General features: G+C 31.7%; 35 protein-coding genes and 1 pseudogene. 35 read left to right on the top strand and 1 reads right to left on the bottom strand.

Annotation, left to right across the window (positions count from 1 at the left end; genetic code table 11):
- Complete coding sequence (locus tag AB8B22_RS10430; protein ID WP_369711037.1) at positions 1–1,098, top strand: RNA-guided endonuclease TnpB family protein; 1,098 nt, start codon at positions 1–3, stop codon at positions 1,096–1,098.
- 263 nt (positions 1,099–1,361) lie between these two features.
- On the opposite strand, the gene AB8B22_RS10425 is transcribed toward AB8B22_RS10430, so the two are convergent.
- Positions 1,362–2,840, bottom strand: coding sequence for a carbon starvation protein A (locus AB8B22_RS10425; RefSeq protein ID WP_369711036.1), 1,479 nt, complete (start codon positions 2,838–2,840; stop codon positions 1,362–1,364).
- 385 nt (positions 2,841–3,225) lie between these two features.
- Between AB8B22_RS10425 and AB8B22_RS10420 the strand changes: the two genes are divergently transcribed.
- The 34 genes and pseudogenes from AB8B22_RS10420 (at position 3,226) to rplO (ending at position 25,050) form a co-directional block, all read left to right on the top strand.
- On the top strand, positions 3,226–3,711 hold the full coding sequence (locus AB8B22_RS10420; protein ID WP_369711034.1) for an HMA2 domain-containing protein: 486 nt from the start codon (positions 3,226–3,228) through the stop codon (positions 3,709–3,711).
- A gap of 24 nt (positions 3,712–3,735) precedes the next feature.
- Positions 3,736–4,107: an HMA2 domain-containing protein gene (locus tag AB8B22_RS10415; protein ID WP_369711958.1), complete on the top strand. Its 372-nt coding sequence runs from the start codon at positions 3,736–3,738 to the stop codon at positions 4,105–4,107.
- 32 nt (positions 4,108–4,139) lie between these two features.
- Complete coding sequence (locus tag AB8B22_RS10410) at positions 4,140–6,320, top strand: heavy metal translocating P-type ATPase (RefSeq protein WP_094079466.1); 2,181 nt, start codon at positions 4,140–4,142, stop codon at positions 6,318–6,320.
- A 27-nt stretch (positions 6,321–6,347) separates the two neighbouring features.
- Positions 6,348–7,094: a hypothetical protein gene (locus AB8B22_RS10405; protein WP_369711033.1), complete on the top strand. Its 747-nt coding sequence runs from the start codon at positions 6,348–6,350 to the stop codon at positions 7,092–7,094.
- A 39-nt stretch (positions 7,095–7,133) separates the two neighbouring features.
- Complete coding sequence (locus AB8B22_RS10400) at positions 7,134–7,421, top strand: hypothetical protein (protein ID WP_369711032.1); 288 nt, start codon at positions 7,134–7,136, stop codon at positions 7,419–7,421.
- Between the two features lie 91 nt (positions 7,422–7,512).
- Positions 7,513–7,926, top strand: coding sequence for a DUF2721 domain-containing protein (locus AB8B22_RS10395; protein ID WP_094079463.1), 414 nt, complete (start codon positions 7,513–7,515; stop codon positions 7,924–7,926).
- 150 nt (positions 7,927–8,076) lie between these two features.
- Entirely contained in the window at positions 8,077–8,763 is a 687-nt protein-coding gene (gene gpmA / locus AB8B22_RS10390) for a 2,3-diphosphoglycerate-dependent phosphoglycerate mutase (RefSeq protein WP_094079462.1), read from the top strand.
- 133 nt (positions 8,764–8,896) lie between these two features.
- Positions 8,897–9,343: a DUF333 domain-containing protein gene (locus AB8B22_RS10385; protein ID WP_369711030.1), complete on the top strand. Its 447-nt coding sequence runs from the start codon at positions 8,897–8,899 to the stop codon at positions 9,341–9,343.
- 96 nt (positions 9,344–9,439) lie between these two features.
- Positions 9,440–10,153, top strand: a complete 714-nt coding sequence (locus AB8B22_RS10380; protein ID WP_094079460.1) for an N-acetylmuramoyl-L-alanine amidase family protein — start codon at positions 9,440–9,442, stop codon at positions 10,151–10,153.
- A 423-nt stretch (positions 10,154–10,576) separates the two neighbouring features.
- A pseudogene (rpsL, locus tag AB8B22_RS10375) lies at positions 10,577–10,956 on the top strand (30S ribosomal protein S12).
- Between the two features lie 33 nt (positions 10,957–10,989).
- Positions 10,990–11,460 (top strand): 30S ribosomal protein S7, encoded by a 471-nt coding sequence (rpsG, locus tag AB8B22_RS10370; protein WP_094079459.1) that lies wholly within the window; start codon positions 10,990–10,992, stop codon positions 11,458–11,460.
- A gap of 115 nt (positions 11,461–11,575) precedes the next feature.
- Positions 11,576–13,660, top strand: a complete 2,085-nt coding sequence (gene fusA / locus AB8B22_RS10365; RefSeq protein WP_369711029.1) for an elongation factor G — start codon at positions 11,576–11,578, stop codon at positions 13,658–13,660.
- A 74-nt stretch (positions 13,661–13,734) separates the two neighbouring features.
- Complete coding sequence (gene tuf / locus AB8B22_RS10360; RefSeq protein WP_369711028.1) at positions 13,735–14,919, top strand: elongation factor Tu; 1,185 nt, start codon at positions 13,735–13,737, stop codon at positions 14,917–14,919.
- Positions 14,920–15,240: 321 nt separating this feature from the next.
- Positions 15,241–15,546 (top strand): 30S ribosomal protein S10, encoded by a 306-nt coding sequence (gene rpsJ / locus AB8B22_RS10355; protein ID WP_068158281.1) that lies wholly within the window; start codon positions 15,241–15,243, stop codon positions 15,544–15,546.
- Between the two features lie 55 nt (positions 15,547–15,601).
- Positions 15,602–16,228 (top strand): 50S ribosomal protein L3, encoded by a 627-nt coding sequence (gene rplC / locus AB8B22_RS10350; RefSeq protein WP_094079456.1) that lies wholly within the window; start codon positions 15,602–15,604, stop codon positions 16,226–16,228.
- Between the two features lie 26 nt (positions 16,229–16,254).
- Positions 16,255–16,899, top strand: a complete 645-nt coding sequence (gene rplD / locus AB8B22_RS10345; RefSeq protein ID WP_369711027.1) for a 50S ribosomal protein L4 — start codon at positions 16,255–16,257, stop codon at positions 16,897–16,899.
- A complete protein-coding gene (gene rplW / locus AB8B22_RS10340; RefSeq protein WP_094079454.1) occupies positions 16,899–17,183 on the top strand; it encodes a 50S ribosomal protein L23 in 285 nt (94 codons plus the stop codon). The genes rplD and rplW overlap by 1 nt, the downstream gene beginning before the upstream one ends.
- A 150-nt stretch (positions 17,184–17,333) precedes the next feature.
- Positions 17,334–18,161 (top strand): 50S ribosomal protein L2, encoded by an 828-nt coding sequence (gene rplB, locus AB8B22_RS10335; protein WP_369711026.1) that lies wholly within the window; start codon positions 17,334–17,336, stop codon positions 18,159–18,161.
- Positions 18,162–18,270: 109 nt separating this feature from the next.
- A complete protein-coding gene (gene rpsS, locus AB8B22_RS10330) occupies positions 18,271–18,543 on the top strand; it encodes a 30S ribosomal protein S19 (RefSeq protein ID WP_094079452.1) in 273 nt (90 codons plus the stop codon).
- 26 nt (positions 18,544–18,569) lie between these two features.
- Positions 18,570–18,911, top strand: a complete 342-nt coding sequence (gene rplV / locus AB8B22_RS10325; RefSeq protein WP_094079451.1) for a 50S ribosomal protein L22 — start codon at positions 18,570–18,572, stop codon at positions 18,909–18,911.
- Positions 18,912–18,938: 27 nt separating this feature from the next.
- Entirely contained in the window at positions 18,939–19,595 is a 657-nt protein-coding gene (gene rpsC / locus AB8B22_RS10320) for a 30S ribosomal protein S3 (protein ID WP_068155814.1), read from the top strand.
- A 1-nt stretch (position 19,596) separates the two neighbouring features.
- The gene (rplP, locus tag AB8B22_RS10315; protein WP_094079450.1) at positions 19,597–20,022 is read left to right on the top strand and encodes a 50S ribosomal protein L16; all 426 of its coding nucleotides are present in this window, start codon (positions 19,597–19,599) and stop codon (positions 20,020–20,022) included.
- A complete protein-coding gene (gene rpmC, locus AB8B22_RS10310; RefSeq protein WP_068155820.1) occupies positions 20,022–20,213 on the top strand; it encodes a 50S ribosomal protein L29 in 192 nt (63 codons plus the stop codon). Before rplP ends, rpmC begins: the two co-directional genes overlap by 1 nt.
- 11 nt (positions 20,214–20,224) lie before the next feature.
- Positions 20,225–20,485, top strand: a complete 261-nt coding sequence (rpsQ, locus tag AB8B22_RS10305) for a 30S ribosomal protein S17 (RefSeq protein ID WP_082729388.1) — start codon at positions 20,225–20,227, stop codon at positions 20,483–20,485.
- A 65-nt stretch (positions 20,486–20,550) separates the two neighbouring features.
- A complete protein-coding gene (rplN, locus tag AB8B22_RS10300) occupies positions 20,551–20,919 on the top strand; it encodes a 50S ribosomal protein L14 (RefSeq protein WP_094079449.1) in 369 nt (122 codons plus the stop codon).
- A 51-nt stretch (positions 20,920–20,970) separates the two neighbouring features.
- Positions 20,971–21,354 carry a 50S ribosomal protein L24 gene (rplX, locus tag AB8B22_RS10295; RefSeq protein WP_094079448.1) on the top strand — a complete coding sequence of 128 codons (384 nt, stop codon included), beginning with the start codon at positions 20,971–20,973 and terminating at the stop codon, positions 21,352–21,354.
- A gap of 24 nt (positions 21,355–21,378) precedes the next feature.
- Entirely contained in the window at positions 21,379–21,933 is a 555-nt protein-coding gene (gene rplE / locus AB8B22_RS10290; protein WP_314082557.1) for a 50S ribosomal protein L5, read from the top strand.
- A 31-nt stretch (positions 21,934–21,964) separates the two neighbouring features.
- The gene (gene rpsN / locus AB8B22_RS10285) at positions 21,965–22,252 is read left to right on the top strand and encodes a 30S ribosomal protein S14 (RefSeq protein ID WP_094079446.1); all 288 of its coding nucleotides are present in this window, start codon (positions 21,965–21,967) and stop codon (positions 22,250–22,252) included.
- An 85-nt stretch (positions 22,253–22,337) separates the two neighbouring features.
- Positions 22,338–22,733: a 30S ribosomal protein S8 gene (rpsH, locus tag AB8B22_RS10280; RefSeq protein ID WP_094079445.1), complete on the top strand. Its 396-nt coding sequence runs from the start codon at positions 22,338–22,340 to the stop codon at positions 22,731–22,733.
- A 33-nt stretch (positions 22,734–22,766) separates the two neighbouring features.
- Positions 22,767–23,300: a 50S ribosomal protein L6 gene (gene rplF / locus AB8B22_RS10275; protein WP_094079444.1), complete on the top strand. Its 534-nt coding sequence runs from the start codon at positions 22,767–22,769 to the stop codon at positions 23,298–23,300.
- Positions 23,301–23,321: 21 nt separating this feature from the next.
- Positions 23,322–23,684: a 50S ribosomal protein L18 gene (gene rplR, locus AB8B22_RS10270; protein ID WP_314082552.1), complete on the top strand. Its 363-nt coding sequence runs from the start codon at positions 23,322–23,324 to the stop codon at positions 23,682–23,684.
- 21 nt (positions 23,685–23,705) lie between these two features.
- Positions 23,706–24,227: a 30S ribosomal protein S5 gene (gene rpsE / locus AB8B22_RS10265; RefSeq protein WP_369711023.1), complete on the top strand. Its 522-nt coding sequence runs from the start codon at positions 23,706–23,708 to the stop codon at positions 24,225–24,227.
- A 22-nt stretch (positions 24,228–24,249) separates the two neighbouring features.
- Positions 24,250–24,429, top strand: a complete 180-nt coding sequence (gene rpmD / locus AB8B22_RS10260) for a 50S ribosomal protein L30 (RefSeq protein ID WP_068155850.1) — start codon at positions 24,250–24,252, stop codon at positions 24,427–24,429.
- A 6-nt stretch (positions 24,430–24,435) separates the two neighbouring features.
- On the top strand, positions 24,436–25,050 hold the full coding sequence (rplO, locus tag AB8B22_RS10255; RefSeq protein WP_094079442.1) for a 50S ribosomal protein L15: 615 nt from the start codon (positions 24,436–24,438) through the stop codon (positions 25,048–25,050).
- Positions 25,051–25,071 lie beyond the last annotated feature (21 nt).

The raw sequence follows: 25,071 nt of genomic DNA, 5'->3' as shown, positions 1-25,071 counted from the left end.
ATGAAATATAATTTAGCATTCAAATACAGAATTTATCCAAATAAGGAGCAGGAATTATTGATAAATAAGACTTTTGGATGTGTTCGTTTTGTTTATAATACGATTTTGTACACTGCGAATAAATTTTATGAAGAAACTGGAAAAAATAAAATAATTACACCTGCCAGTTTGAAAAGTGAAAATCAATTTCTAAAAGAAGTAGACAGTTTGGCACTTTCAAATGCTCAATTAAATGTAAGACGATCGTTTATGAATTTTTTTCAGAAGAGAGCAAAGTTTCCAAGGTTCAAATCTAAAAAGAATAATGTTAAAAGTTATACAACAAATTGTGTGAACAATTCGATACGAATTGAGGAGAATAAATATTTGGTCTTGCCAAAATTGAAAAGAATAAAATTAAAATATCATAGAGAAATACCAAAGAATTATAGAATAAAGTCGGTAACATTGACAAACAGTAATGGAAATTACTATGTTTCCATCTTGACAGAATTTGAAAAAGAAATTCAAAAAATACCAAGTAGCGATAAAGTAATTGGGCTTGATTTTTCAATGTCTGAATTATTTGTCAGTTCTGAAAACCAAAAAGCTGATTATCCAAGATATTTTAGGATGTTGGAAGAAGAATTGAAAAAATTACAGAAATCATTATCAAGAAAAGTGAAATTTTCTAAAAATTGGTATAAACAAAAAATGAAAATATCAAAATTACATGAGTATATCAAGAATTGTCGAAGAGATTTTCTGCATAAATTATCAAAAAAATTGTCTGAAGCGTATAATGCTGTGGTTGTTGAGGATTTGAATATAAAAGGGATGAGTCAGGCATTAAATTTTGGGAAAAGTGTAGGAGATAATGGATGGGGAATGTTTTTGAGGATGGTTGAGTATAAACTGATGTTTTTAGGAAAGCAATTTTTGAAGATAGATAAGTGGTTTCCATCGTCGAAAACTTGTAGTAAATGTGGAAATGTTAAAGAGGAACTGAAATTATCAGAAAGAAGTTATAAATGTGAGTGCTGTGGAATTGAAATTGACAGAGATTACAATGCGGCATTGAATATAAGAGATATTGGAAAATTGATGTTGAAATATTAGGAAAATAAAAAAAGACAGGGTAGGAACTACCCGAAGAGCTTGGTAAATATATTTGGCTAACAAAAGCAGATACTTCCCAAGAAGCTCCCGCTTCTAAAAGCGGGAGTAGTTCACTAAGTGTTGAAGGTTCGCCTCAAAATGTGAATGAAATGCAAAAAAGCGTTGAAAGAAGCTGGAATCCCTTGAAATAATAGAGAATATAATAAAACAGTCAAGCAAAGATTTTTGAATAAAACCTTGTTTGACTGTATTTTTTGTTTAGCCTATTTATTTGCAACGTTTAAATGTCCAGCGTGATGAGATTTTCCGTGTAAATGACGCTTGTAGTTAAATAACAATGCTGTGCAGATAATTGTAACTACACTTGCGATTAAAGTACCGTAAAATTCAATAGTATGAACAGGCACATTTTTGAAAAATCTTACAAATCCTTCTGGAGCGATTATGATATAAGTTGTAACAACCATTGTCATAAACATTGAAGGAATTAATGCGAATAAGAATGGTTTTCCTTTTTTAACAAGCCATACTGTTGCAGTCCATAATGAAACTGCCGCCAAAGTTTGGTTTGCCCATGCAAAATATCTCCAAATAACGTTAAAGTCAATAGTTGTTAAATAAATACCAACGACAAATAAAGGTATTGCAATTAAAAATCTGTTTTTTATTGGAGCCTGTTTAATTTTGAAAATATCAGCAATAATTAATCTTGAACCTCTAAAGGCAGTATCTCCCGAAGTAATAGGACAAGCAACAACACCTAGTACAGCTAGAAATGCTCCAAATACACCGAGCAATTGAACAGATGCTTTATTTACAACAACTGCAGGAGTTCCGGCAGCGGCAAGTTCCTTAATTCCACCAAAAACTGTCATCGCAGCGGCAGCCCATACTAATGCAACTACACCTTCTGAAATCATAGCACCATAAAAAACTTTTCTTCCTTCAGTTTCATTTTTTAGGCAACGTGCAACCATTGGGGATTGAGTAGCATGGAAACCGCTTACTGCACCGCAGGCTATTGAAATAAATAAGTAGGGAAACATTGAAGTTCCTTTAGGATGCGGATTTCCTTTAAAAATTTCAGTAATTTCAGGAATTGCAAAAGCACCTTTAAATTGCCCGTAAATTAACATTGTCCCAATACCAATCGCCATAAATAACAATGCAAAACCAAAGATTGGGTAAATTTTGGCAATGATTTTATCAAGTGGGAGAATTGTCGCTAAAATATAGTAAGCAATTATAATAATTGTAAAAGTCATGGCACTTACACCTGGAATTAAATTGTGAAGAATATCAGCAGGTGATTTGATAAATACCACTCCAACTAAAATAAGTAAAATAATTGAGAAAACTCTCATAATCTGCTGCATGACAACACCTAAATTTTGTCCGACAAGTTCTCCAATACTGCTTCCCTTATCCCTAAGCGAAAGCATACCAATCAAGAAATCGTGAACTGCTCCTCCAAATATACATCCAAAAACAATCCATAAAAATGCGGCTGGTCCCCACAAAGCACCTGCAATAGCTCCAAATATCGGTCCTGTTCCAGCAATATTTAAGAATTGAATCAAAAATGCTTTTGGAGTGCTAATTTGCACATAATCGACACCGTCGTAATATTCAATTGAGGGTGGTGTTCTATCAGGTTCTATTCCAAAAACTTTTTCTACAAATTTACTGTAAAATGCGTAACCCAAAATAAGAGCAACTATTGCTAAAATAAAAGAAATCATAATGAAAACCTCCTATAGTTTTGAATATTCATTTATTTACTGTATAAAAATTTTAAAATTTATTCTGCTAATAATATAATAGCCTGATTTCAAAAAAAAACAAGAGTATTTTTTAAAAAAATTTAATATGGATTTAAAAGACGGGAACAAAATGCTTAGGCGAATGTGAAGATTATAAAGGAAAATGAAGATTTTCTCCCTTTATGTAAAAAAATATAAAAAAATATATTAAGTAAAATAACATCTTGTAATCAGAAATAGATAAAAAATATTGAAACTAAAAATCTGACTCTAAAATTCTTACCTTGTCAGTTTAGAAAAATGACCTTGTAATTTAAAATAAAAAGTTATATAATAAATTAGAAAAATATTTAAGGAGTTGATTATGTTACAAAGTTTTTATGGCGTTATTCAGGTGGAACATTATCAAACTGGACGTTTAAGGCTTCAAACGGATGTACTAAAGGAAAATGTGGAATTAGAGCAAGAGTTTTTAAATAATATGAAACAATTATCGGGAATAAATGAAGTAAAAGTAAATTCTGTAATTGGAAGTATCCTAATTTATTTTGATGAAAAAGTGCTTGAGAATTCTTTTTTGTATCTAATAGTGTTAAAATTACTTCATTTGGATGAAGAAGCCTTGAAAAGCAAATCTGGAAAAGTGAAAGTAATGCTAAAGCAGGTATTTGAAGCGATGGATATGACTATTTATAACAAAAGTAAAGGTTATTTGGATTTGAAGACATTAATTTCTGGAATCTTTGTTTTTTATGGAATTAGAAAATTGAGAAAAGTTCCAGTATTACCCACAGGCGCTACATTATTGTGGTGGGCTTTCAGACTTTTATCAGAAGAAAAAAGAAAATAAAAGAAAAAATTGAAGGGGAAGATGATGTTAGAAAATTTTTTTAAGGCAACGTATCTGATGTTTAATCAGATAAAGGTAGTACACAGTATTCCTGGAAGACTTAGACTTTTTGTTCCAAATTTATCAAAAATTCCAGAAGAATTAAAAAAATATGATGAAGAAGTTAAAAAAATTATTTTGTCAAAAAAGGGTATAAAAAGTGTTGAATATTCATACATAACAAATAAAATTTTGATTTATTACAATATAAATTTAATTTCAGAAAAAGAAATACTGGAATGGATAAATAAAATTTGGAAAACGATAATTGAGCATTCTGAACTATATGAAAACAAATCTTTGCAGGAAATAGAAGATAATTTGGAAGTCTTTTATAATTTAATAAAAAAACTTTAAGTTTTAACTTAATTTAAAGAAAGGAAAATTTTATGGTTGGTAGAAATTATTTGCTGAATTGTGAAATTTTACATGAGATTCGTGGAAGAATCAGAATACGGTCAAGGGCATTAAAATATCTTGGCACTCATAAAGAAGAAATGACGAAGCGGTTAATGCAGATTCATTATATTAAGAGCGTTGAAATCTCAACTGTTACAGGTTCTGTACTTATTTATTTCGATAATTTTTCGCTAACTGGAGAAAATCTGGTATCTTTACTTCAAAAGACATTAAATGTATATTTAGTGGATATTTATAAAAATGAGAAAAAGAAAATATCTAGTAAATATGCGATAGAAAGACGATTGCAGGAAGAATCGCCCAAAGAAATTTTAAAAAGTATAGGTGCTGCAATATTATTGCTGCTATTACCGAGTCCGAAAACAAAATTGACAGGAATAAAAAGATTGTTTAACTATAAAACTATTTCAACAATTTCTTTGGCACTGCCTATCTTAAAAAATGGAATTTTCTCATTGATCAAAAACAAACGGCCTAATGCAGATACATTGAGTTCCACAGCGATTGTCAGCAGTATTGCTTTGGGAAGCGAAAGAACAGCTTTGACAATTATGATTTTGGAAAAAATTGCAGAGCTTTTGACGGTTTATACGATGAAAAAGACTCGTGGTGTGATTAAAGATATGTTAAGTGTCGGGGAAAGTTATGTTTGGAAAGCGTCTGGAGATGAAGACCAGGTAGCGAAAAAAGTTCCAATTGAACAAATTAAAAAAGGAGATTTGATTCTCGTTCAGACTGGAGAAAAAATAAGTGTCGATGGAACAATCGAAAAAGGGAGTGCGATAATTGATCAATCAGCCATTACTGGAGAATATATGCCTGCTAAAAAAGAAATTGGACAGGAAGTTTTTGCTGGAACACTTCTAAAAAGTGGGAATATCACTGTAAGAGCAGAAAAAGTTGGAGATGATAGAACTGCTTCAAGAATTATAAAATTGGTGGAAGATGCTTCATTTAACAAAGCGGACATTCAATCATACGCTGATACGTTTTCTGCACAGTTAATTCCATTAAATTTTCTTCTTGCTGGAATAGTTTACATTTCGACTAGAAATTTACAAAAGGCGTTGAGTATGCTTGTAATTGACTATTCATGCGGAATAAGATTGTCGACAGCAACAGCTTTTTCTGCTTCAATTAATACAGCCGCTAAAAACGGAATTCTGATTAAGGGAAGTAACTACTTGGAAGAACTTTCAAAGGCTGATACGGTAATATTTGATAAAACTGGAACAATTACAGAAGGAAAACCTAAAGTTCAAACAGTAAAAACTTTTGCTAAAAATATGAGAGATGATAGAATGATTGCATTAGCAGCAGCGGCTGAAGAAACTTCTACACATCCTTTGGCAAGTGCAATTTTAAATGAAGTCAGAAATAGAGGGTTAAAAATACCACAACATAAAGAAGATGTAATTAAAGTGGCAAGAGGAATTGAAACTTATGTAAATAAGGATATTATTCGCGTGGGAAGCAGAAGATATATGGAAGAAAACAATATTTCAGTAGAAATATCAACTGATGTGGTAAAAGGAATGCAAAATCATGGTGAAATTGTTATTTATGTGGCAAAAAATGGGAATTTAATTGGTGTAATCGGAGTTTCTGATCCGCCAAGGGAAAATATCAAAAAAGCTATGAACCGTTTGAGAAATCAGGGAATAGATGATATTGTACTGCTTACAGGAGACTTGAGACAACAGGCTGAAACTATTGCAAATAGTATGTCGATGGACAGATATGAATCAGAATTGTTGCCAGAAGATAAGGCAAAGGATATTTTAAAATTCCGTTCAATTGGATCCAAAGTTATTATGATTGGAGATGGAATAAACGATGCTCCCGCTCTTTCTTATGCAAATGTGGGAATAGCACTTGGAAGCACTAGAACAGATGTTGCAATGGAAGCTGCTGATGTTACAATAACTTCTGATGATCCGTTGCTGATACCAGCTGTAATTGGTTTAGCTAAAAATACTGTAAAAATAATAAAGCAAAATTTTGCGATGGCAATTGGAATAAACAGTTTTGCGCTTGTATTGGGGGCAACAGGACTGTTACCAGCGATATACAGTTCAGTTTTACATAATTCAATAACAATTCTAGTAGTTGGAAATTCATTGAGACTGTTGAAATATGATGTTAGATAAGTGTTATCTAATTTTGGAGGAATTTATATGAAAAAATTAACTTTGACGGTACTGCATAAATTGCCAAATCGTGTCAGATTTAAAGTTTCACACAGAATAATTGATACCAAAAAATTTTTTGAGACAATAAAAATCGGGACAAAAAATATAGCCTTGCGATATAATCGGACTATAGAGACATTGCTTGTAACTTTTGAGCCAGAGGAAATTTTAATTGATGAAGTAATTTATCGAACTGCAACAGCGCTATCAGTCGAGCACGAAATGACTTCAGTAAAGTTGGTGGAAGATTTTGAAGAAAAATCAATAGATTCGTTGTCTGTGTATTCTGGAGCGGCAATACTTCTTTCCTTTTTATATGGACTGGGAAAAAGTAAAATTGAAAAACTGCAGCTGGATATAAATAACTTTGCGGCAGGACTGACAACGGCAGCAATTATAGAACACGCCTATATGGAAACACAGCGAAAAGGATTTTTTGATATAGAAATATTACCCGCCTTGTACTTGCTTAAATCCTATATGGCAAATAGATCAGTTGTAGCTATAGCGCTTATGTGGTTTACAACTTTTGGACGGCATCTTGTATTAAACAATTTTTCAAATAAGGAAGTGAGAATTTATCGATTAAAAGCAGATAACGGCAAATTTCATTATGTCGTGGATGTAAAAGATGATAATTCTATCGAAAATTTGAGCGACTTAATAGACCACATATTTTTTAATAACAAAACGGGAAATGAGTCAGATGACAAATATATAGCTTTAAAATAAAAAAATTAAAAATAATAAATAAAATTTGGAGGTAAAAATATGATAAAATTTGGAAGTGTAAAAAAAGAACATTTAGTAGGAGCGGCAATTGGAGTGGGAACAGTTGCGGCAGGTTATTACTTGTATAAAAAAAATCAAAGTAAAGTTGACAGTTTTTTAAGAAAACAGGGAATAAATATAAAAACATCTTCCCAAGCGGCTTATGACAATATGAATCTTGAAGAATTAATGACTACAAAAGAACATCTTGAAGATTTGATTGCTGAAAAAGAATTATCTACAAATACAACTATTTCAGAAGCAGCTGTGGAAGTTAAAACAAAATAGTGTAACTGTATTTTTAAGCGAGGACAAATTTAAAAAGTCCTTGCGTTTTTATTTCATTTAAAAAAATGGATTTCAAAGGATGGTGAAATATATGACTTTGGAAATAACTACACCAGCAGTGCTATTTCCCACTGTATCTCTTCTATTGCTTGCGTACACAAATAGATTTTTGGCGCTTACATCAATTGTTAGGCGGATGGATTCGAGTGGAGAAGTAGAGCATGAGTTTTATCAAGTGAAAAATCTGAGAAAAAGACTTAATTATATAAAAAAAATGCAGTATTTTGGAGTTTCAAGTCTGCTTATGTGTGCTGTTTCAATGTTATTTTTATTTTTTCAGATAGATTTTATTGGAAAAATAAGTTTTGCGATAAGTCTTGTGTTACTTGTAATTTCACTGCTATTTTCGCTTTTGGAAATACAGATTTCGCTTGAAGCATTGAGAATTCACTTGAATTATAGTGAAAACGAAAGTAATGAAGATGAAGGTAAAAATAAAAAATAAATTATTTGCTTTTTATAAAAAATTTTTCGATATTATTTGAATAAATTGAAAAAATTTGATATAATTGAAATGAAAAATAGTTTATCCATCAAATCTAAGTTTTGTTAAATATTGTTTTTTATAATTTAGATAAAAATTAAAGGAGGATTTATGAAATTAGTATTAATCAGACATGGTGAAAGCCAATGGAACTTGGAAAACAAATTTACAGGTTGGAAAGATGTAGATTTGAGTTCAAAAGGAGTTGAAGAAGCAAAAGCTGGAGGAAAAGCATTAAAAGAAATGGGATTAGTTTTCGATGTTGCTTATACATCATATTTAAAAAGAGCCATCAAAACTTTAAATTATGTTTTAGAAGAATTGGATGAATTGTATCTTCCAGTTTACAAATCTTGGAGACTTAATGAACGTCATTACGGTGCATTACAAGGATTGAACAAAGCTGAAACTGCTAAAAAATATGGAGATGAACAAGTGCTTATCTGGAGAAGAAGTTTTGATGTTGCACCACCTGCAATTGACAAATCAAGTGAATATTATCCAAAATCAGACAGAAGATACGCAGATTTAACTGATGAAGAAGCACCACTTGGAGAAAGCTTGAAGGATACAATCGCAAGAGTGTTACCTTACTGGCATTCAGATATTTCAAAAAGTTTGCAAGAAGGAAAAAATGTTATTGTAGCAGCTCACGGAAACAGCTTGAGAGCTTTAATAAAATATTTGTTAAATATTTCAGATGAAGATATTTTGAAATTGAATTTAACAACTGGAAAACCTTTAATTTTTGAAATAGACAAAGATTTAAATGTAGTTTCATCACCAGATTCGTTCTAACTTGGAATAAATAATTTTTTTGAAAAATAAAGTTTCTAGTTCTTGCCTTATTATAATTAGAAAATAATATTAAAGTAAAGCAAAGTGCTGTGCTAAAAAATTAATCTGAAAATTATAATTAAAAGGAGAAAAAATGAGAAATTTAAAAGTGTTAGTAAGTGTAGCAATGATTGCCATTTCTATGACGGGAGTTGCTGCAACAAAAAGTAATGCAGTTAAAAGAAATACAAAAAAAGATAGAGAGCCTGCAGTAGGAATGGCAAATCCAGCTTCTGTTTATTGCACTAAAAATGGTGGAAAATCAATTATTGTAAAAGGTAAAGGTGGAGAATATGGAGTTTGCCAACTAAAAGATGGAACAGCAGTAGAAGAATGGGAATATTACAGAGAAAATAATAAAGATGAAAATAAAGAACCTGAAAAAATAATTGGAACTCCAAATCCAGCTTCAGTTTTCTGCGAAAAGCACGGTGGAAAATCTATCAATGTAAAAGATAAAAATGGAAATGAAACAGGGAAATGCCAATTTAAAGATGGTACGAAAGTTGATGAATGGAATTATTACAGGGAAAATAATTAAGATTTAAAAAATCATTATTAAAAAAAGACAGTCAAGCAAAGATTTTAGTAAAACTTGTTTGACTGTATTTTTTAAAAAATTTTGGAGGAAATAGAAATGTTTAAAGGAATAAAAGGAATATTGTATTTAGTGATGATGGGACTTTTGGCGACAGCGCCATTAAATGCGGCAGAGGCTAATAAAAGTTTAGTTTGTATTGATCCGGGACATCAATTAAAAGGAAACTCGGGACTTGAACCTGTAGCGCCAGGTTCGAAAGTTAGAAAAGTAAAGGTTTCATCTGGAACAAGAGGAGTTGCAACTAAAAAAAATGAATATGAATTGACGCTTGAAGTTGGATTAAAATTAAGAGATGCGCTAAAAGCAAAGGGATACCCTGTTTATATGATAAGAGAAACACATGACGTGAATATAAGTAACAAAGAAAGAGCGGAAAAAGCAAACAGCATGGGATGTGAAGCCTACATCAGAATACATGCTGATGGAATAAATAATTCGAGTACAAACGGAGTATCAGTATTGACTGCTTCAGCAAAAAATCCATACACAAAAAACGTACAGCGTCCGAGTGAAAAATTGTCAAGAGATATTTTATCTGAATATGTAAAAGCGACAGGTGCTAAAAACAGAGGAATTTCATACAGAGATGACTTAACAGGGACAAACTGGTCAAAAGTTCCAACTACATTAATAGAATTAGGATTTATGTCAAATCCTGCAGAAGATAGAAAAATGGCGACGCAAGAATATCAAGATAAAATGGTGACAGGAATTGTAAACGGAATAGAAAAATATTTTAGAGAAAAATAAAGATATAACTTTATTTGAAACTTAAAAAAATAATTTTAAATTATTTTTTTACAATAAACTTTAAAGAGCTAAGCTAAAAAAACTATTGTTTACCCTTGACAAAAGGACTTTTTTAGTATAAAATGTCTTTTGTGAAATGTTACAAAATAAAATTGTGACATGTCTTCAGGATTGAGCCTCCGGTGTGCCTGATATTAAATATTAGGAAGAGCTTTCCGTTATAACTCATAAACTAAATCATTAAAAATATTTTTAATATTTTTATAGAGTGAATTTAGAAGTAAGTTGCTACATTTAAAATAAATGTACACCTATGTTTTTTGGACATAAACTGAAGAAATGAGCTTTATTTGAAAAAAGTTTTAGTTTTGAAAATAACGACAGAATATATATAAATTAAAGAAATTTGAGAGGAGGAAAAAGATGCCTACTATTAATCAATTAGTAAGATTTGGTAGAAGTACAACTGAAAAAAGAAAAAATCACCTGCATTAAAAGGTAATCCACAAAAAAGAGGGGTTTGTGTAAGAGTATATACAACTACACCTAAAAAACCAAACTCAGCGTTAAGAAAAGTAGCAAGGGTTAAATTAGTAAATGGAATTGAAGTAACTGCTTATATTCCAGGAATCGGACACAACTTACAAGAACACAGTATCGTTCTTTTAAGAGGAGGAAGAACAAAAGATTTGCCAGGGGTTAGATATAAAATAATCAGAGGAGCATTGGATACAGCAGGAGTTGTAAACAGAAAACAAGGTAGATCAAGATACGGTGCAAAAAAACCGGCAGCAGCTAAATAATTAAATTTTTTGAAAAAGTAAGGAGGACAAATAGTGTCAAGAAGAAGAAGAGCGGAAAAAAGAGATGTTTTGCCTGATTCGCAATACAATGATAAAGTAGTAACTAAATTCATAAATGGATTAATGAAAGACGGGAAAAAATCATTAGCAGAAAGTATTTTTTATACAGCATTAAATGAAATTAAGGAAGAAACTAACGAAGAGGGAATCGAAGTATTCAGAAGAGCAATGGAAAATGTTAGACCTCAATTGGAAGTTAGATCAAGAAGAATCGGAGGAGCTACTTACCAAGTACCAGTTGAAGTTAGAAAAGAAAGACAACAAACTTTAGCAATCAGATGGTTAGTTAGATACACAAGAGAAAGAAAAGAGTATGGAATGGTAGCTAAACTAAAGAAAGAATTAATTGCAGCCGCTAACAACGAAGGTGGATCAATTAAGAAAAAAGAAGATACTTATAAAATGGCAGAAGCAAATAGAGCGTTCGCACATTATAAATGGTAATTTTCATATAAAAAATCTCTTGATATAGCAGATTTAAGAGAGTTTTTAAAAGTTTTTGTGAAAAAATTTTTTGTTTGGTCAAAAGACTGTTAATAAATTAAGGAGGAAAACTTAAATGGCAAGAAAAGTTGCTTTGAAAGATACCAGAAATATTGGTATCATGGCTCATATTGATGCCGGAAAAACAACTACTACTGAAAGAATTTTATTCTATACAGGAGTTAACCATAAAATTGGAGAGGTTCACGAAGGAGCCGCTACAATGGATTATATGGAACAAGAACAAGAAAGAGGAATTACGATCACATCAGCAGCAACAACTGCATTTTGGAATAAACACAGAATCAATATCATAGATACACCAGGACACGTTGACTTTACTGTAGAAGTAGAAAGATCATTGAGAGTATTAGATGGCTCAGTTGCTGTGTTCTCTGCAGTTGATGGAGTGCAACCACAATCAGAAACTGTTTGGAGACAAGCGGATAAGTATAATGTGCCAAGAATGGCATTTTTAAACAAAATGGACAGAGTCGGTGCAGATTTTGATATGTGTGTAAATGATATTAAAGAAAAATTAGGTGGAAATGGTGTACCTATTCAATTACCAATTGGAGCTGAAGATGATTTTGAAGGAATCATTGACTTGGTAACAATGAAAGAATATTTGTTTAAAGATGAAACTATGGGTGCAGATTACGACATTACTGAAATCAGAGCAGAATTAGCTGAAAAAGCTGAAGAAGCAAGAGAACATATGATCGAATCTGTAGTTGAAACTGATGATGAATTAATGGAAAAGTACTTCGGTGGAGAAGAAATTACAGAAGAAGAAATCAAAAAAGCATTAAGAACTGCTACAATTGCAGGAACAGTTGTACCTGTATTATGTGGAACAGCATTTAAAAACAAAGGAATTCAACCATTACTTGACGCAATCGTTGCTTATATGCCATCACCAGTTGACATCAACAAAGGAAAAGTAAAAGGAACAGATCCTAAAACTGAAGAACCAATGGAAAGAGAAATTAGCGATGACGCTCCATTCTCAGCATTGGCATTCAAAATCATTACAGATCCATTTGTTGGAAGATTATCATTCTTCAGAGTTTATTCAGGGGTTTTAGAAAAAGGTTCTTATGTATTAAACTCAACTAAAGGTAAAAAAGAAAGAATGGGAAGATTACTTCAGATGCATGCTAATAAGAGAGAGGAACTTGATATAGTTTATTCTGGAGATATTGCAGCTGCAGTTGGATTGAAAGATACTACAACTGGAGATACATTGTGTGATGAAAATGCTCCAATTATTCTAGAAAAAATGGAATTCCCTGATACAGTTATTCAAATAGCTGTTGAACCAAAAACAAAAGCTGACCAAGAAAAAATGGGAACAGCACTTTCAAAACTTGCTGAAGAAGATCCAACATTTAAAGTTACAACTAATCAGGAAACTGGTCAAACATTGATTTCAGGAATGGGAGAATTACATTTGGAAATCATTGTAGACAGAATGAAGAGAGAATTTAAAGTTGAAGCAAATGTAGGTAAACCACAAGTTGCATACAGAGAAACAATCAATGGTGCAGCAGATGTTGAAGAAAAATATGCTAAACAATCAGGAGGACGTGGACAATATGGACATGTTAAGATGAAAGTTGAAGCAAATCCAGATAAAGGTTATGAATTTATTAACCAGATTACAGGAGGAGCTATTCCAAGAGAATATATTCCAGCTGTAGACAAAGGTATTCAGGAAGCACTAGAAGCAGGAGTAGTTGCAGGATACCCAGTTCAAGACGTAAAAGTTACATTGTACGATGGATCTTACCACGAAGTCGATTCATCAGAAATGGCTTTCAAAATTGCTGGATCAATGGCAATCAAAAAAGCTCTAAGAGCTGCAAATCCAGTATTATTAGAACCAATTTTTAAAGTGGAAGTTACAACACCAGAAGAATATATGGGAGATGTAATCGGAGATTTAAATGCAAGACGTGGACAAGTTTCAGGAATGACTGACAGAAATAATGCAAAAATTATTGATGCACAAGTACCATTAGCTCAAATGTTTGGATATGCAACTGACTTAAGATCAAAAACTCAAGGAAGAGCTTCATATTCAATGGAATTTGAAAAATATGTAGAAGTGCCTAAAAATATTGCACAACAAGTTATTGATGAAAGACAAGGAAAGTAAAGTAAAACAAAACAAAATAAATAAAAGAAAAAAATTAAAAGAAATCTAAAAAAATATGGAGGAAAAAGAGAAAGATGGCAAAAGCTAAATTCGAGAGAAGTAAACCACACGTAAACATAGGAACAATTGGTCACGTAGACCATGGAAAAACTACTTTGACAGCAGCAATTTCAAAAGTGTTGTCTGATAAAGGGCTTGCAGAAAAAGTTGATTTTGAAAATATCGACCAAGCTCCTGAAGAAAGAGAAAGAGGAATCACAATTAACACAGCTCATATTGAGTATGAAACAGCAAAAAGACACTACGCACACGTAGACTGTCCAGGACATGCGGATTATGTAAAAAATATGATTACAGGAGCAGCTCAGATGGATGGAGCAATCCTAGTAGTATCAGCAGCTGATGGACCAATGCCTCAAACAAGAGAACATATTCTATTGGCAAGACAGGTTGGAGTACCTTATATTGTAGTATTCTTAAACAAAGTTGATATGGTAGACGACGAAGAATTGCTAGAATTGGTAGAAATGGAAGTAAGAGAATTATTAAACGAATACGGATTCCCAGGAGATGATGTACCAATAATAGCTGGATCAGCATTAGGAGCATTAAATGGGGAAGCAAAATGGGTAGAAAAAATAATGGAATTAATGGATGCAGTAGATACATATATTCCGACACCAGAAAGACCAATTGACCAGCCATTCCTTATGCCAATTGAAGATGTATTCACAATTACAGGAAGAGGAACAGTAGTAACAGGAAGAGTAGAAAGAGGAGTAGTAAAAGTTGGGGAAGAAGTAGAAATCGTAGGAATCAAGCCAACTTCAAAAACAACAGTAACAGGAGTAGAAATGTTCAGAAAATTATTGGATTCAGGACAAGCTGGAGATAATATAGGAGCATTGTTAAGAGGAACTAAGAAGGAAGAAGTGGAAAGAGGGCAAGTACTTGCAAAACCAGGAACAATCACTCCACATACAGGATTCAAGTCAGAAGTATACGTACTTACAAAAGATGAAGGAGGAAGACATACTCCATTCTTCACAGGATACAAACCACAATTCTATTTCAGAACAACTGACATTACAGGAGAAGTAAACTTGCCAGAAGGTGTAGAAATGGTAATGCCTGGAGATAACATTGAAATGACAGTGGAATTGATTCACCCGATTGCAATGGAAGAAGGATTAAGATTTGCGATAAGAGAAGGTGGAAGAACAGTAGCTTCAGGAGTTGTTGCAACTATTACTAAATAATTGATTAATTTAACAAAAAGATAGCAAGAAGTCTCCAACTTCTATAAGTGGGAGATGAATTGCATTTTTGATTGATATTTATAGCAAAATGTATTACACTAAATATATCAGGGTAGGAACTACCCGAAGAGCTTGGTAAATATATTTGGCTAACAAAAGCAGATACTTCCCAAGAAGCTCCTGCTTCTAAAAGTGGGAGTAGTTCACTAAAATAAAATTTCAAAGGACTGGGAGAAATATTTTCTTATTCCTTTGGAATCCAATAATAAAAAAAGATTTTGTAACTTTGAAAAGTGTTTTATAAAAATAGGAGGAAAAAAATTGGATAAATTAAGAATATATCTTCAATCTTACGATCATAAATTGTTAGACCAATCTGCTAAAAAAATTGCAGAAGTAGCTAAAAAGAATGGTTCACAATTAGCAGGACCACTTCCGTTGCCTACAAAAATCAAAAAATATACAGTTTTAAGATCTGTTCATGTGAACAAAGATTCAAGAGAACAATTTGAAATGAGAATTCATAGAAGATTTGTAGAAATTAAAAACTCTAATCAACAAATCGTAAATGCGTTGGCATCATTGAACTTACCATCAGGTGTGGGAGTTGAAATTAAGCAATCGTAAGCTTAGTACAAGTTGGGGTAAACTCAACCAATATATTAAGGAGGAAAAGTAAAAAATGATATTAGGAAAAAAAGTCGGAATGACTCAAATTTTTGAAAATGAACAATTAATCCCAGTTACAGTAATTGAAGCTGGAACAAACTTTGTAACACAAATCAAGACAGTTGAAAAAGAAGGATATAACGCTATAACCTTAGCATATGGAGATAAAAAAGAAAAAAATACAACTAAACCAGAATTAGGAGTTTTCAAAAAAGCTGGAATTACTCCAAAAAGATTCTTAAGAGAATTTAAAGTTGAAAATCCACAAGAATTTTCATTGGGACAAGAAATTAAATTAGATGTTTTAGAAGGAATTGAATTTATTGATATTACAGGAACTTCAAAAGGTAAAGGAACTGCTGGAGTTATGAAAAGACATAACTTTGGTGGAAACAGAGCTTCACACGGGGTTTCAAGAAACCACAGACTTGGAGGATCAAATGCCGGGGGTGCCGCTTCAAACAGTAATGTACCTAAAGGTAAAAAAATGGCTGGAAGATTAGGAGCTGAAAAAGTTACAGTTCAAAACTTGCAGGTTGTTAAATTTGATGTAGAAAATAACCTTTTATTAGTAAAAGGTGCGGTTCCAGGACCTAAAAACGGATTTTTAATAATAAAAAAAGCAGTAAAAAAATATTAATTAAGTAGGAAAGAGAGGAGGATAAAATGCCAGTTTTAAACATATACAAATTAAACGGTTCACAAGCAGGAACTGTAGAAGTAAACAACGAAATTTTTGGAATTGAACCAAATAAAAATGTAATGCACGAAGTTTTAGTTGCAGAATTAGCGGAAGCTAGACAAGGAACTGCATCAACAAAAACTAGAGCAGAAGTAAGAGGTGGAGGAAGAAAACCCTTCAGACAAAAAGGAACAGGAAGAGCTAGACAAGGGTCAACAAGAGCACCACACATGGTAGGTGGAGGAGTTACTCACGGACCAAAACCAAGAAGTTATGCTAAAAAAGTTAATAAGAAAGTTAGAAAATTAGCTTTAAAATCTGCATTAGCTACAAAAATTAACGAAGGAAATGTAATTGTATTGGATGATTTCACATTAGAAACACCAAAAACTAAAACATTTATAAACTTTGCAAAAGCTTTAAATTTTGATGGATTGAAGCAATTATTCGTAGTAAGTTTTGATTCAGACAACTTTGATAGAGATTATTCTGTAGAACTATCTACTAGAAATATTGAAAAAGTTACTACAATTAGTACGAGAGAATTAAATATTTACTGGTTAATTAAACAAGATAAAGTAGTTCTTACAAAAGAAGCACTAGCAACTATCGAGGAGGTGTTAGCGTAATGCATATTACTGATATAATCAAAAAACCTGTAATTAATACAGAAAAAGCAAGAACTTTATTAGAAAACAATGAATATGTTTTTATCGTAGATAAAAGAGCAAACAAAATCCAAATAAAAGAAGCTGTAGAAAAATTATTTAATGTAAAAGTTAAAGGTGTAAATACATTGAACATTAAACCAAAATCTGAAAGATTTAGAATGTCTATGTATAAAACTCCAGCTATTAAAAAAGCAATTGTTAAATTAAAAGATGGAGAAACTATCTCAGCTTACGAAGGATAAAAAGATTTAAAATAATTTTTAAAAAATAAAATTTTAAATAAATAAAAATTTTATAATTTTTTTGTGGAAATTATTTTAAAAAAATGTTATAATACATACAATATTTAAAAAATTTAGAGAAATTATAAAAGAAAAGAGGTAAAAAAAGTTATGCCAATTAAAAAGTTAAAACCAATAACTAGTGGGACAAGGCATATGTCGATATTAGTTAATAATGAATTAGATAAAGTAAGACCTGAAAAATCTTTAGTTGAGCCATTAAATTCTTCATATGGAATTGACAACTACGGACATAGAACAGGAAGAAACAGACATAAAGGACATAAAAGATTATATAGAGTAATCGACTGGAAAAGAAATAAAATTGGAGTGCCTGCAAAAGTTGCGACTCTTGAATATGATCCAAACAGAACTGCAAACATTGCATTGTTACACTATGTTGATGGAGAAAAAAGATATATCTTAGCTCCAAACGGATTGAAAAAAGGTGATACAGTAATAGCTGGAGAAAATGTTGATATCAAACCGGGAAATGCTTTGAAATTGAAAAATTTACCAGTTGGGACTGTAATTCACAATGTAGAACTTATGCCTGGTAAAGGTGGACAGTTGGCAAGATCTGCAGGAACAGCTGCAAGACTTGTTGCAAAAGAAGGAACTTACTGCCACGTAGAATTACCATCAGGAGAATTAAGATTAATTCACAAAGAATGTATGGCAACAATTGGAACAGTAGGGAATTCTGAACATTCATTGGTATCATTAGGTAAAGCCGGAAGAAATAGACACTTAGGAAGAAAACCTCATGTTAGAGGGTCAGTAATGAACCCTGTAGATCACCCACATGGAGGAGGAGAAGGAAGATCTCCAATAGGTAGAAAATCGCCAGTTACACCTTGGGGTAAACCAACTCTTGGGAAGAAAACTAGAGGTAAAAAACCTAGTGATAAATTTATTGTTAGAAGAAGAAAAAAATAGTATTATAATGATATTAGATGAAAATGTTGCTTAACGCATCTAAAATATTATTTTATGGTGTGTAAGCGTCATTTTTATGAGTTTAGAAAATTTGATAAAGGAGGAAAGAATGGCTCGTTCATTAAAAAAAGGACCTTTTGTTGATGCATATTTATTAGAAAAAGTTGAAGCATTAGGAGAAAAAAAACAAGTTATTAAAACATGGTCAAGAAGATCAACTATATTCCCTCAATTTATCGGACACACATTTGCTGTGTACAATGGTAAAAAACATATACCTGTATATGTAACTGAGGAAATGGTAGGACATAAGTTAGGTGAATTTGCACCAACTAGAACTTTCTATGGACACGGAAAAGATGCAAAAAAAGCTAAAAAATAAGTAAATTAACGAAAGGAGGCCTTTAAATGGCAGTAGTAGCTAAATTAAAATACCAAAGATTAAGTCCTCAAAAAGCAAGATTAGTTGCTGATATAGTAAGAGGGAAAAATGCACTGCAAGCATTAAATATATTAAAATTTACAAATAAAAAAGCGGCAAAATATATAGAAAAAACTTTAAGATCAGCAATTGCAAATGCTGAACATAACAATAATATGGATCCTGATAAATTATTTGTTTCAAAAATCTTAATTGACAAAGGACCTGTATTAAAAAGAATCAGCCCAAGAGCAATGGGAAGAGCAGATGTTATAAGAAAACCAACTGCTCATATAACAGTTGAAGTTGATGAAAGACAAGAAGGATAATTTTAGACAAATAAAGGAGGTAAGTCTGTGGGACAAAAAGTAGATCCTAGGGGGATGAGATTGGGAATCACAAGAACTTGGGATTCAAAATGGTTCGCTGAAGGAAAAGAATATTTAAATAACTTTCATGAAGATTTAAAAATAAAAGAATATATCAAAAAAAATTATTACCATGCGGGAATTTCTTCTATTCAAATAGAGAGAACATCGCCTACTGAAGTAGGGGTTATCGTTGAAACTGGGAAAGCGGGAATTTTAATTGGTAGAAAAGGTCAAGAAATTGAAACTTTAAAAATAAAATTAGAAAAGTTGACTGGTAAAAAAGTACAGATCAAAGTTCAAGAAATTAAAAACCCAAATAAAGATGCACAGTTAGTGGCTGAAAGCATTGCGACAGCAATTGAAAAAAGGGTTGCTTACAAAAGAGCGGTTCAACAAGCTATTCAAAGAGCTGAAAAAGCTGGAATTAAAGGAATTAAAGTTATGGTATCTGGAAGATTAAATGGTGCCGAAATTGCGAGAAGTGAATGGACACTTTCAGGAAGAGTACCATTACATACTTTAAGAGCAGATGTTGATTATGCAACAGCGACAGCGCATACTACATATGGAGCATTAGGATTGAAAGTATGGATTTTCAATGGTGAAGTTCTTTCTACTACGAAGGAAGGAGGAGAAAAATAATATGTTAATACCTAAAAGAACAAAATATAGAAAACAGTTCAGAGGGAAAATAGGTGGTGTTGCAACTAAAGGAAACAAAGTCAGTTTTGGGGAATTTGGACTTGCAGCGAAAGAATTTGGTTGGATTACTTCAAGACAAATAGAAGCTTGTAGAATTACAATCAACAGAACATTTAAAAGAGAAGGTAAAATTTGGATTAGAATATTTCCTGATAAACCTTATACTAAAAGACCTGAAGGAACAAGAATGGGTAAAGGTAAAGGTAATGCAGAAGGTTGGGTAGCAGTAGTAAAAAGAGATAAAGTAATGTTTGAAGTTGGCGGAGTATCGGAAGAAAAAGCCAAAGAAGCATTAAGAAAAGCTGGACATAAACTACCTATAAAAGTTAAATTTGTGAGAAAAGAAGAAGTAGGTGGTGATAAGTAATGACAATCAAAGAAATTAGAGAATTATCATTAGAAGAATTGGAAACTAAAGTAAATGAATTGAAACAAGAATTATTTAATTTAAAATTTCAAAAAACTCTTGGACAATTACAAAACACTGCTAAAATAAAAGATGTTAAAAGAACAATAGCAAGATTAAAAACTGTTGTGACTGAAAAAACTGTTAAATAGGAGGATCCTAAGTGGAAGGTAAGAGAAACGAAAGAAAAGTAAGAGAAGGAATTGTTGTTTCTGATAAAATGGATAAGACAGTAGTCGTTTTGGAAGAGACAATGAGATTACACAAAATTTATAAAAAAAGAGTAAAAACTTCTAAAAAATATAAAGCACATGATGAAAAAAATGAATGTGGTGTAGGGGATAGAGTTCAAATTATGGAAACTAGACCATTAAGTAAAGACAAAAGATGGAGAGTTGTTACTATTTTAGAAAAAGCTAAATAGTTTTAGATTAATAGTAAAATTCAAATTTAGACATATTTTTAATTTTTGAGAGGAGGAAATTTTAAATGGTTCAACAACAAACAATACTTAATGTTGCTGATAATACTGGAGCTAGAAAAATTATGGTTATCAGAGTATTAGGTGGTTCAAGAAGAAGATTCGGTAAAATTGGTGATATTGTAGTAGCGTCAGTTAAAGAAGCTATCCCTAATGGAAATGTGAAAAAAGGGGAAGTTGTAAAAGCTGTAATCGTTAGAACAAGAAAAGAATTAAAAAGAGCAGATGGTTCTTATATAAAATTTGATGATAATGCTGCTGTTATTTTAAACACTGCGTTAGAAGTTAGAGGAACGAGAATTTTCGGACCTGTTGCGAGAGAATTAAGAGGTAAAAACTTTATGAAGATTGTTTCATTGGCACCAGAAGTATTATAATTAAATAAGTTTTTTTATAGAAGATAAATTAATAGGAAGGAGAGTTTGAAAGTGGCTAAACCAAGAGTAAAATCAGTACCTAAAAAATTACATGTTAAAACTGGAGATACAGTTATTGTAATTAGTGGAAGATCTAAAGATTTGCCTAGAAATGAAAAAAGCGCTCAAACTGGAGATAAAGGAAAAATTGGAAAAATATTAAAAGTATTTCCTAAAACTGGAAAAATTATTGTTGAGGGTGTTAATATTCAAAAAAGACATGTTAAACCTAATGCGATGAACCCACAAGGAGAAGTTGTCGAAAGAGAAATGCCGATTTTTGCTTCTAAAGTTATGATTTGGGACGAAAGCGCAAAAAAACCGACTAGAACTAGAAAAGAATTTAGAGATGGGAAAAAAGTGAGAGTATCAGTAGTATCTGGTAACGAAATATAATATTTTAGAGAGGAGGATGAATAGATGTCTGAAAAATATATACCAAGATTACAAAAATTATATAAAGAAGAAATTATCTCTTCTTTAATGAAAGAATTAAATTTAAAAAACATCATGCAAGTGCCAAAAATTGACAAAATTATCGTAAATATGGGGATTGGTGAAGCAGTAAACAATCCTAAATTAATAGATACAGCGTTAAATGAATTAAAACTGATTACAGGACAACAGCCTGTTGCAAGAACTGCTAAAAAATCAGAAGCTGGATTCAAATTGAGAGAAGGACAAAAAATCGGTGTAAAAGTAACATTGAGAAAAGAAAAAATGTACGAATTTTTAGATAGATTAATTAGTGTTACTTTACCAAGAGTTAGGGATTTTGAAGGAGTTTCCCCTAAAGGATTTGATGGAAGAGGAAATTATACAATGGGACTTAGAGAACAAATTGTGTTCCCAGAAATTGAAATTGATAAAGTGGATAAAATTTTCGGAATGGGAATTACAATCGTATCTACTGCTAGAACAGATGAAGAAGGAAGAGCGTTATTAAAAGCATTTGGAATGCCATTTGCAAAATAGTTTGTATTTTGAAGGAGGTGTAATTTGATCAATGGCTAAAAAAGCGATGGTTGAAAGAAACTTAAAAAGAGAAAGAATAGTCGAAAAATATGCAGCTAAAAGAGCTGAATTAAAAGCAAGAGCTAAAAAAGGTGATAGAGAGGCAGTTTTAGAATTATCAAAATTGCCTAGAAATGCTTCGCCTACAAGAGTTAGAAATAGATGTAAAATTAACGGTAGACCAAGAGGATATATGCGAGAATTTGGAATATCAAGAGTTATGTTTAGACAATTAGCGGGAGAAGGAGTTATTCCTGGAGTTAAAAAATCAAGTTGGTAGTCTTATCACTAAGCGATTTATTATATAAAATTGCTAAAAATATTTAGAATTAAAAATTTTCAAAAGATTGAGAGGAGGAAAATTAATGTATTTAACAGATCCTATTGCTGATATGCTTACTAGAGTTAGAAATGGTCAAATGGCTAAACATTCACAAGTGGCAGTTCCATTCTCTAAAATTAAGGAAAGTATGGTCAGCATATTAAAAAATGAAGGATACATAACAGGATATGAAATAAAGGAAGAAGGAGCTATAAAAAATATAGTTGTATCTTTAAAATATATAGACGGAGAAGCTGTAATCAAAGGTTTAAAAAGAATATCTAAACCAGGAAGAAGAGTATACGCATCTGTTGAAAATTTACCTAAAGTATTAGGTGGGTTAGGAATTGCCATTGTCTCAACGCCAAAAGGTGTTATTATAGACAAAGAATGCAGAAAGCATAATGTTGGTGGAGAAGTACTTTGCTACGTGTGGTAATTTACGCATTTTATAAATATAGGAGGATAAACAATGTCAAGAATAGGTAACAAACCTATAACTATACCAGCTGGTGTAGAAGTTAAACAAGATGGTAATAAATTCACTGTAAAAGGACCTAAAGGACAACTTGAAAGAGAACTTAGCAGTGAAATAAAAGTAAATATAGATGGTAATGAAATTACATTTGAAAGATCAAGTAATTTGCCAAATATTAGAGCACTTCACGGAACTACAAGAGCAAACTTGAACAATATGATTGTTGGAGTAAGTGAAGGATTTTCTAAAGGATTGGAATTAGTAGGGGTTGGATACAGAGTACAAGCTAATGGAAAAGGGTTAACTTTATCGTTGGGATATTCTCATCCAGTTGAAATCGAAGCTGTGGAAGGAATTACTTTCAAAGTGGAAGGAAATACTAAGATTTCAGTAGAAGGAATTGATAAACAACTTGTCGGACAAGTTGCTGCAAATATCAGAGCAAAAAGACCACCAGAACCTTACAAAGGAAAAGGGGTTAAATATGCTGATGAAGTAATTAGAAGAAAAGAAGGTAAAAAAGGATAGAAAGATAGGAGGTAGATTTTAGTGATTAAAAAGCTTGATAGAAATAAATTAAGACAAAAAAAACATAAAAGTATTAGAAAAAAAATCGCAGGAACTGCACAAAGACCTAGACTTTCTGTGTACAGAAGTTTAAAAAATATTTTTGTTCAAATAATTGATGATGTGACTGGAAATACTTTAGTTTCTGCATCAACAATTGAAAAAAATGCAAAAATTGAAAATGGTTCTAACATTGAAGCAGCAAAAAAAGTCGGAGAATCAATTGCTAAAAAAGCGTTGGATAAAGGAATAACAACTGTTGTATTTGATAGAGCGGGATATATTTACACAGGAAGGGTTAAAGCATTGGCAGATGCTGCAAGAGAAGCAGGATTACAATTCTAGGAGAAAAGGAGGAAAATAACTTTGGCAAGAGAGAGAGATAATAGAGATTCAAGAGATAATAAAGACAATGAATTTAGAGAAAAATTGTTAAGAATAAGCAGAGTATCAAAAACTGTTAAAGGTGGAAGAAGAATATCATTTTCAGTATTAGCAGCAGTTGGTGATGAAAAAGGTAGAGTAGGTATCGGACTTGGAAAAGCAAATGGTGTACCTGATGCAATAAAAAAAGCAATTGCAAGTGCTAAGAAAAATTTAGTAACAGTATCATTAAAAGGTGGAACTTTGCCACATGAACAAATTGGTAAATTTAATGCGACATCTGTATTATTGAAACCAGCTTCTAAAGGGACTGGAGTTATCGCAGGTTCTGCAGCAAGAGAATTATTAGAATTAGCAGGAGTAACAGACGTACTTACAAAAATTAGAGGTTCAAAAAACAAAGATAACGTTGCAAGAGCAACATTAGAAGGATTAAGACAGTTAAGAACAATTGAAGAAGTAGCTAGACTTAGAGGAAAATCAGTTGAAGAAATTTTAGGATAATATAGGTTAGGAGGTAAAATTAATGTCTAAAATAAAAGTAACACTTGTTAAAGGAATTAATGGAAGAAAGCCTAATCATGTTGCGACTGTTAAATCACTTGGATTAAGAAAAATCAGTCAAAGCGCAGTTCATAACAAAACTGCTGATATAGAAGGAAAAATAAAATTAGTTTCTTATTTACTTAAAGTAGAGGAGGTTTAAAAATAAATGAATCTTAATGAATTAAGACCTGCCGAAGGTTCTAAAAGAGAAAGAAGAAGAATCGGAAGAGGACATGGTACTGGTTGGGGGAAAACAGCTGGTAAAGGACATAACGGACAAAAACAAAGATCAGGTTCATATGTATCACCTATATTTGAAGGTGGACAGATGCCAATAGTTAGAAGAATCCCTAAAAGAGGATTTTCTAATCACCCATTTAAAAAAGATTTTGTCGTGATTACATTAAACGATGTTGTTAAAAAATTTAATGACGGAGATGTAGTTAGTTTAGAAACATTAGTTGAAAATGGAGTAGTTAAAAACCCAAGATTTATAACTAAATATTCAGATGAAACATTGAGAAATATTAAAGGAAGAAAAGCTGTAAAAGCTTATTTAAAAGAAAATATTGATTCATATGTAAAAGAAAGAGAATATACAAGTTTATTAAAAGTTATTGGGAATACAGAAGTTGATAAAAAATTAACAGTAAAAGCTCACAGAATTTCAAAAACAGCTAAGGAATTAATTGAAAAAGCTGGTGGAAGTGTAGAGTTATTAGAAATTAGATCATATTCAGCTAAAGCAGGAAATAACAAAAAAGAAGAAGAAGTTAAGTAAGATTTTAATATCTTGCTTTTT

Origin of the sequence: Leptotrichia rugosa (genome assembly GCF_041200005.1) — a bacterium.
In the GTDB taxonomy this organism is placed as follows: Bacteria; Fusobacteriota; Fusobacteriia; order Fusobacteriales; family Leptotrichiaceae; genus Leptotrichia; species Leptotrichia rugosa.
Note: the sequence above shows the minus strand (reverse complement) of the source record. Positions and strands in the feature narration are given on the sequence as shown.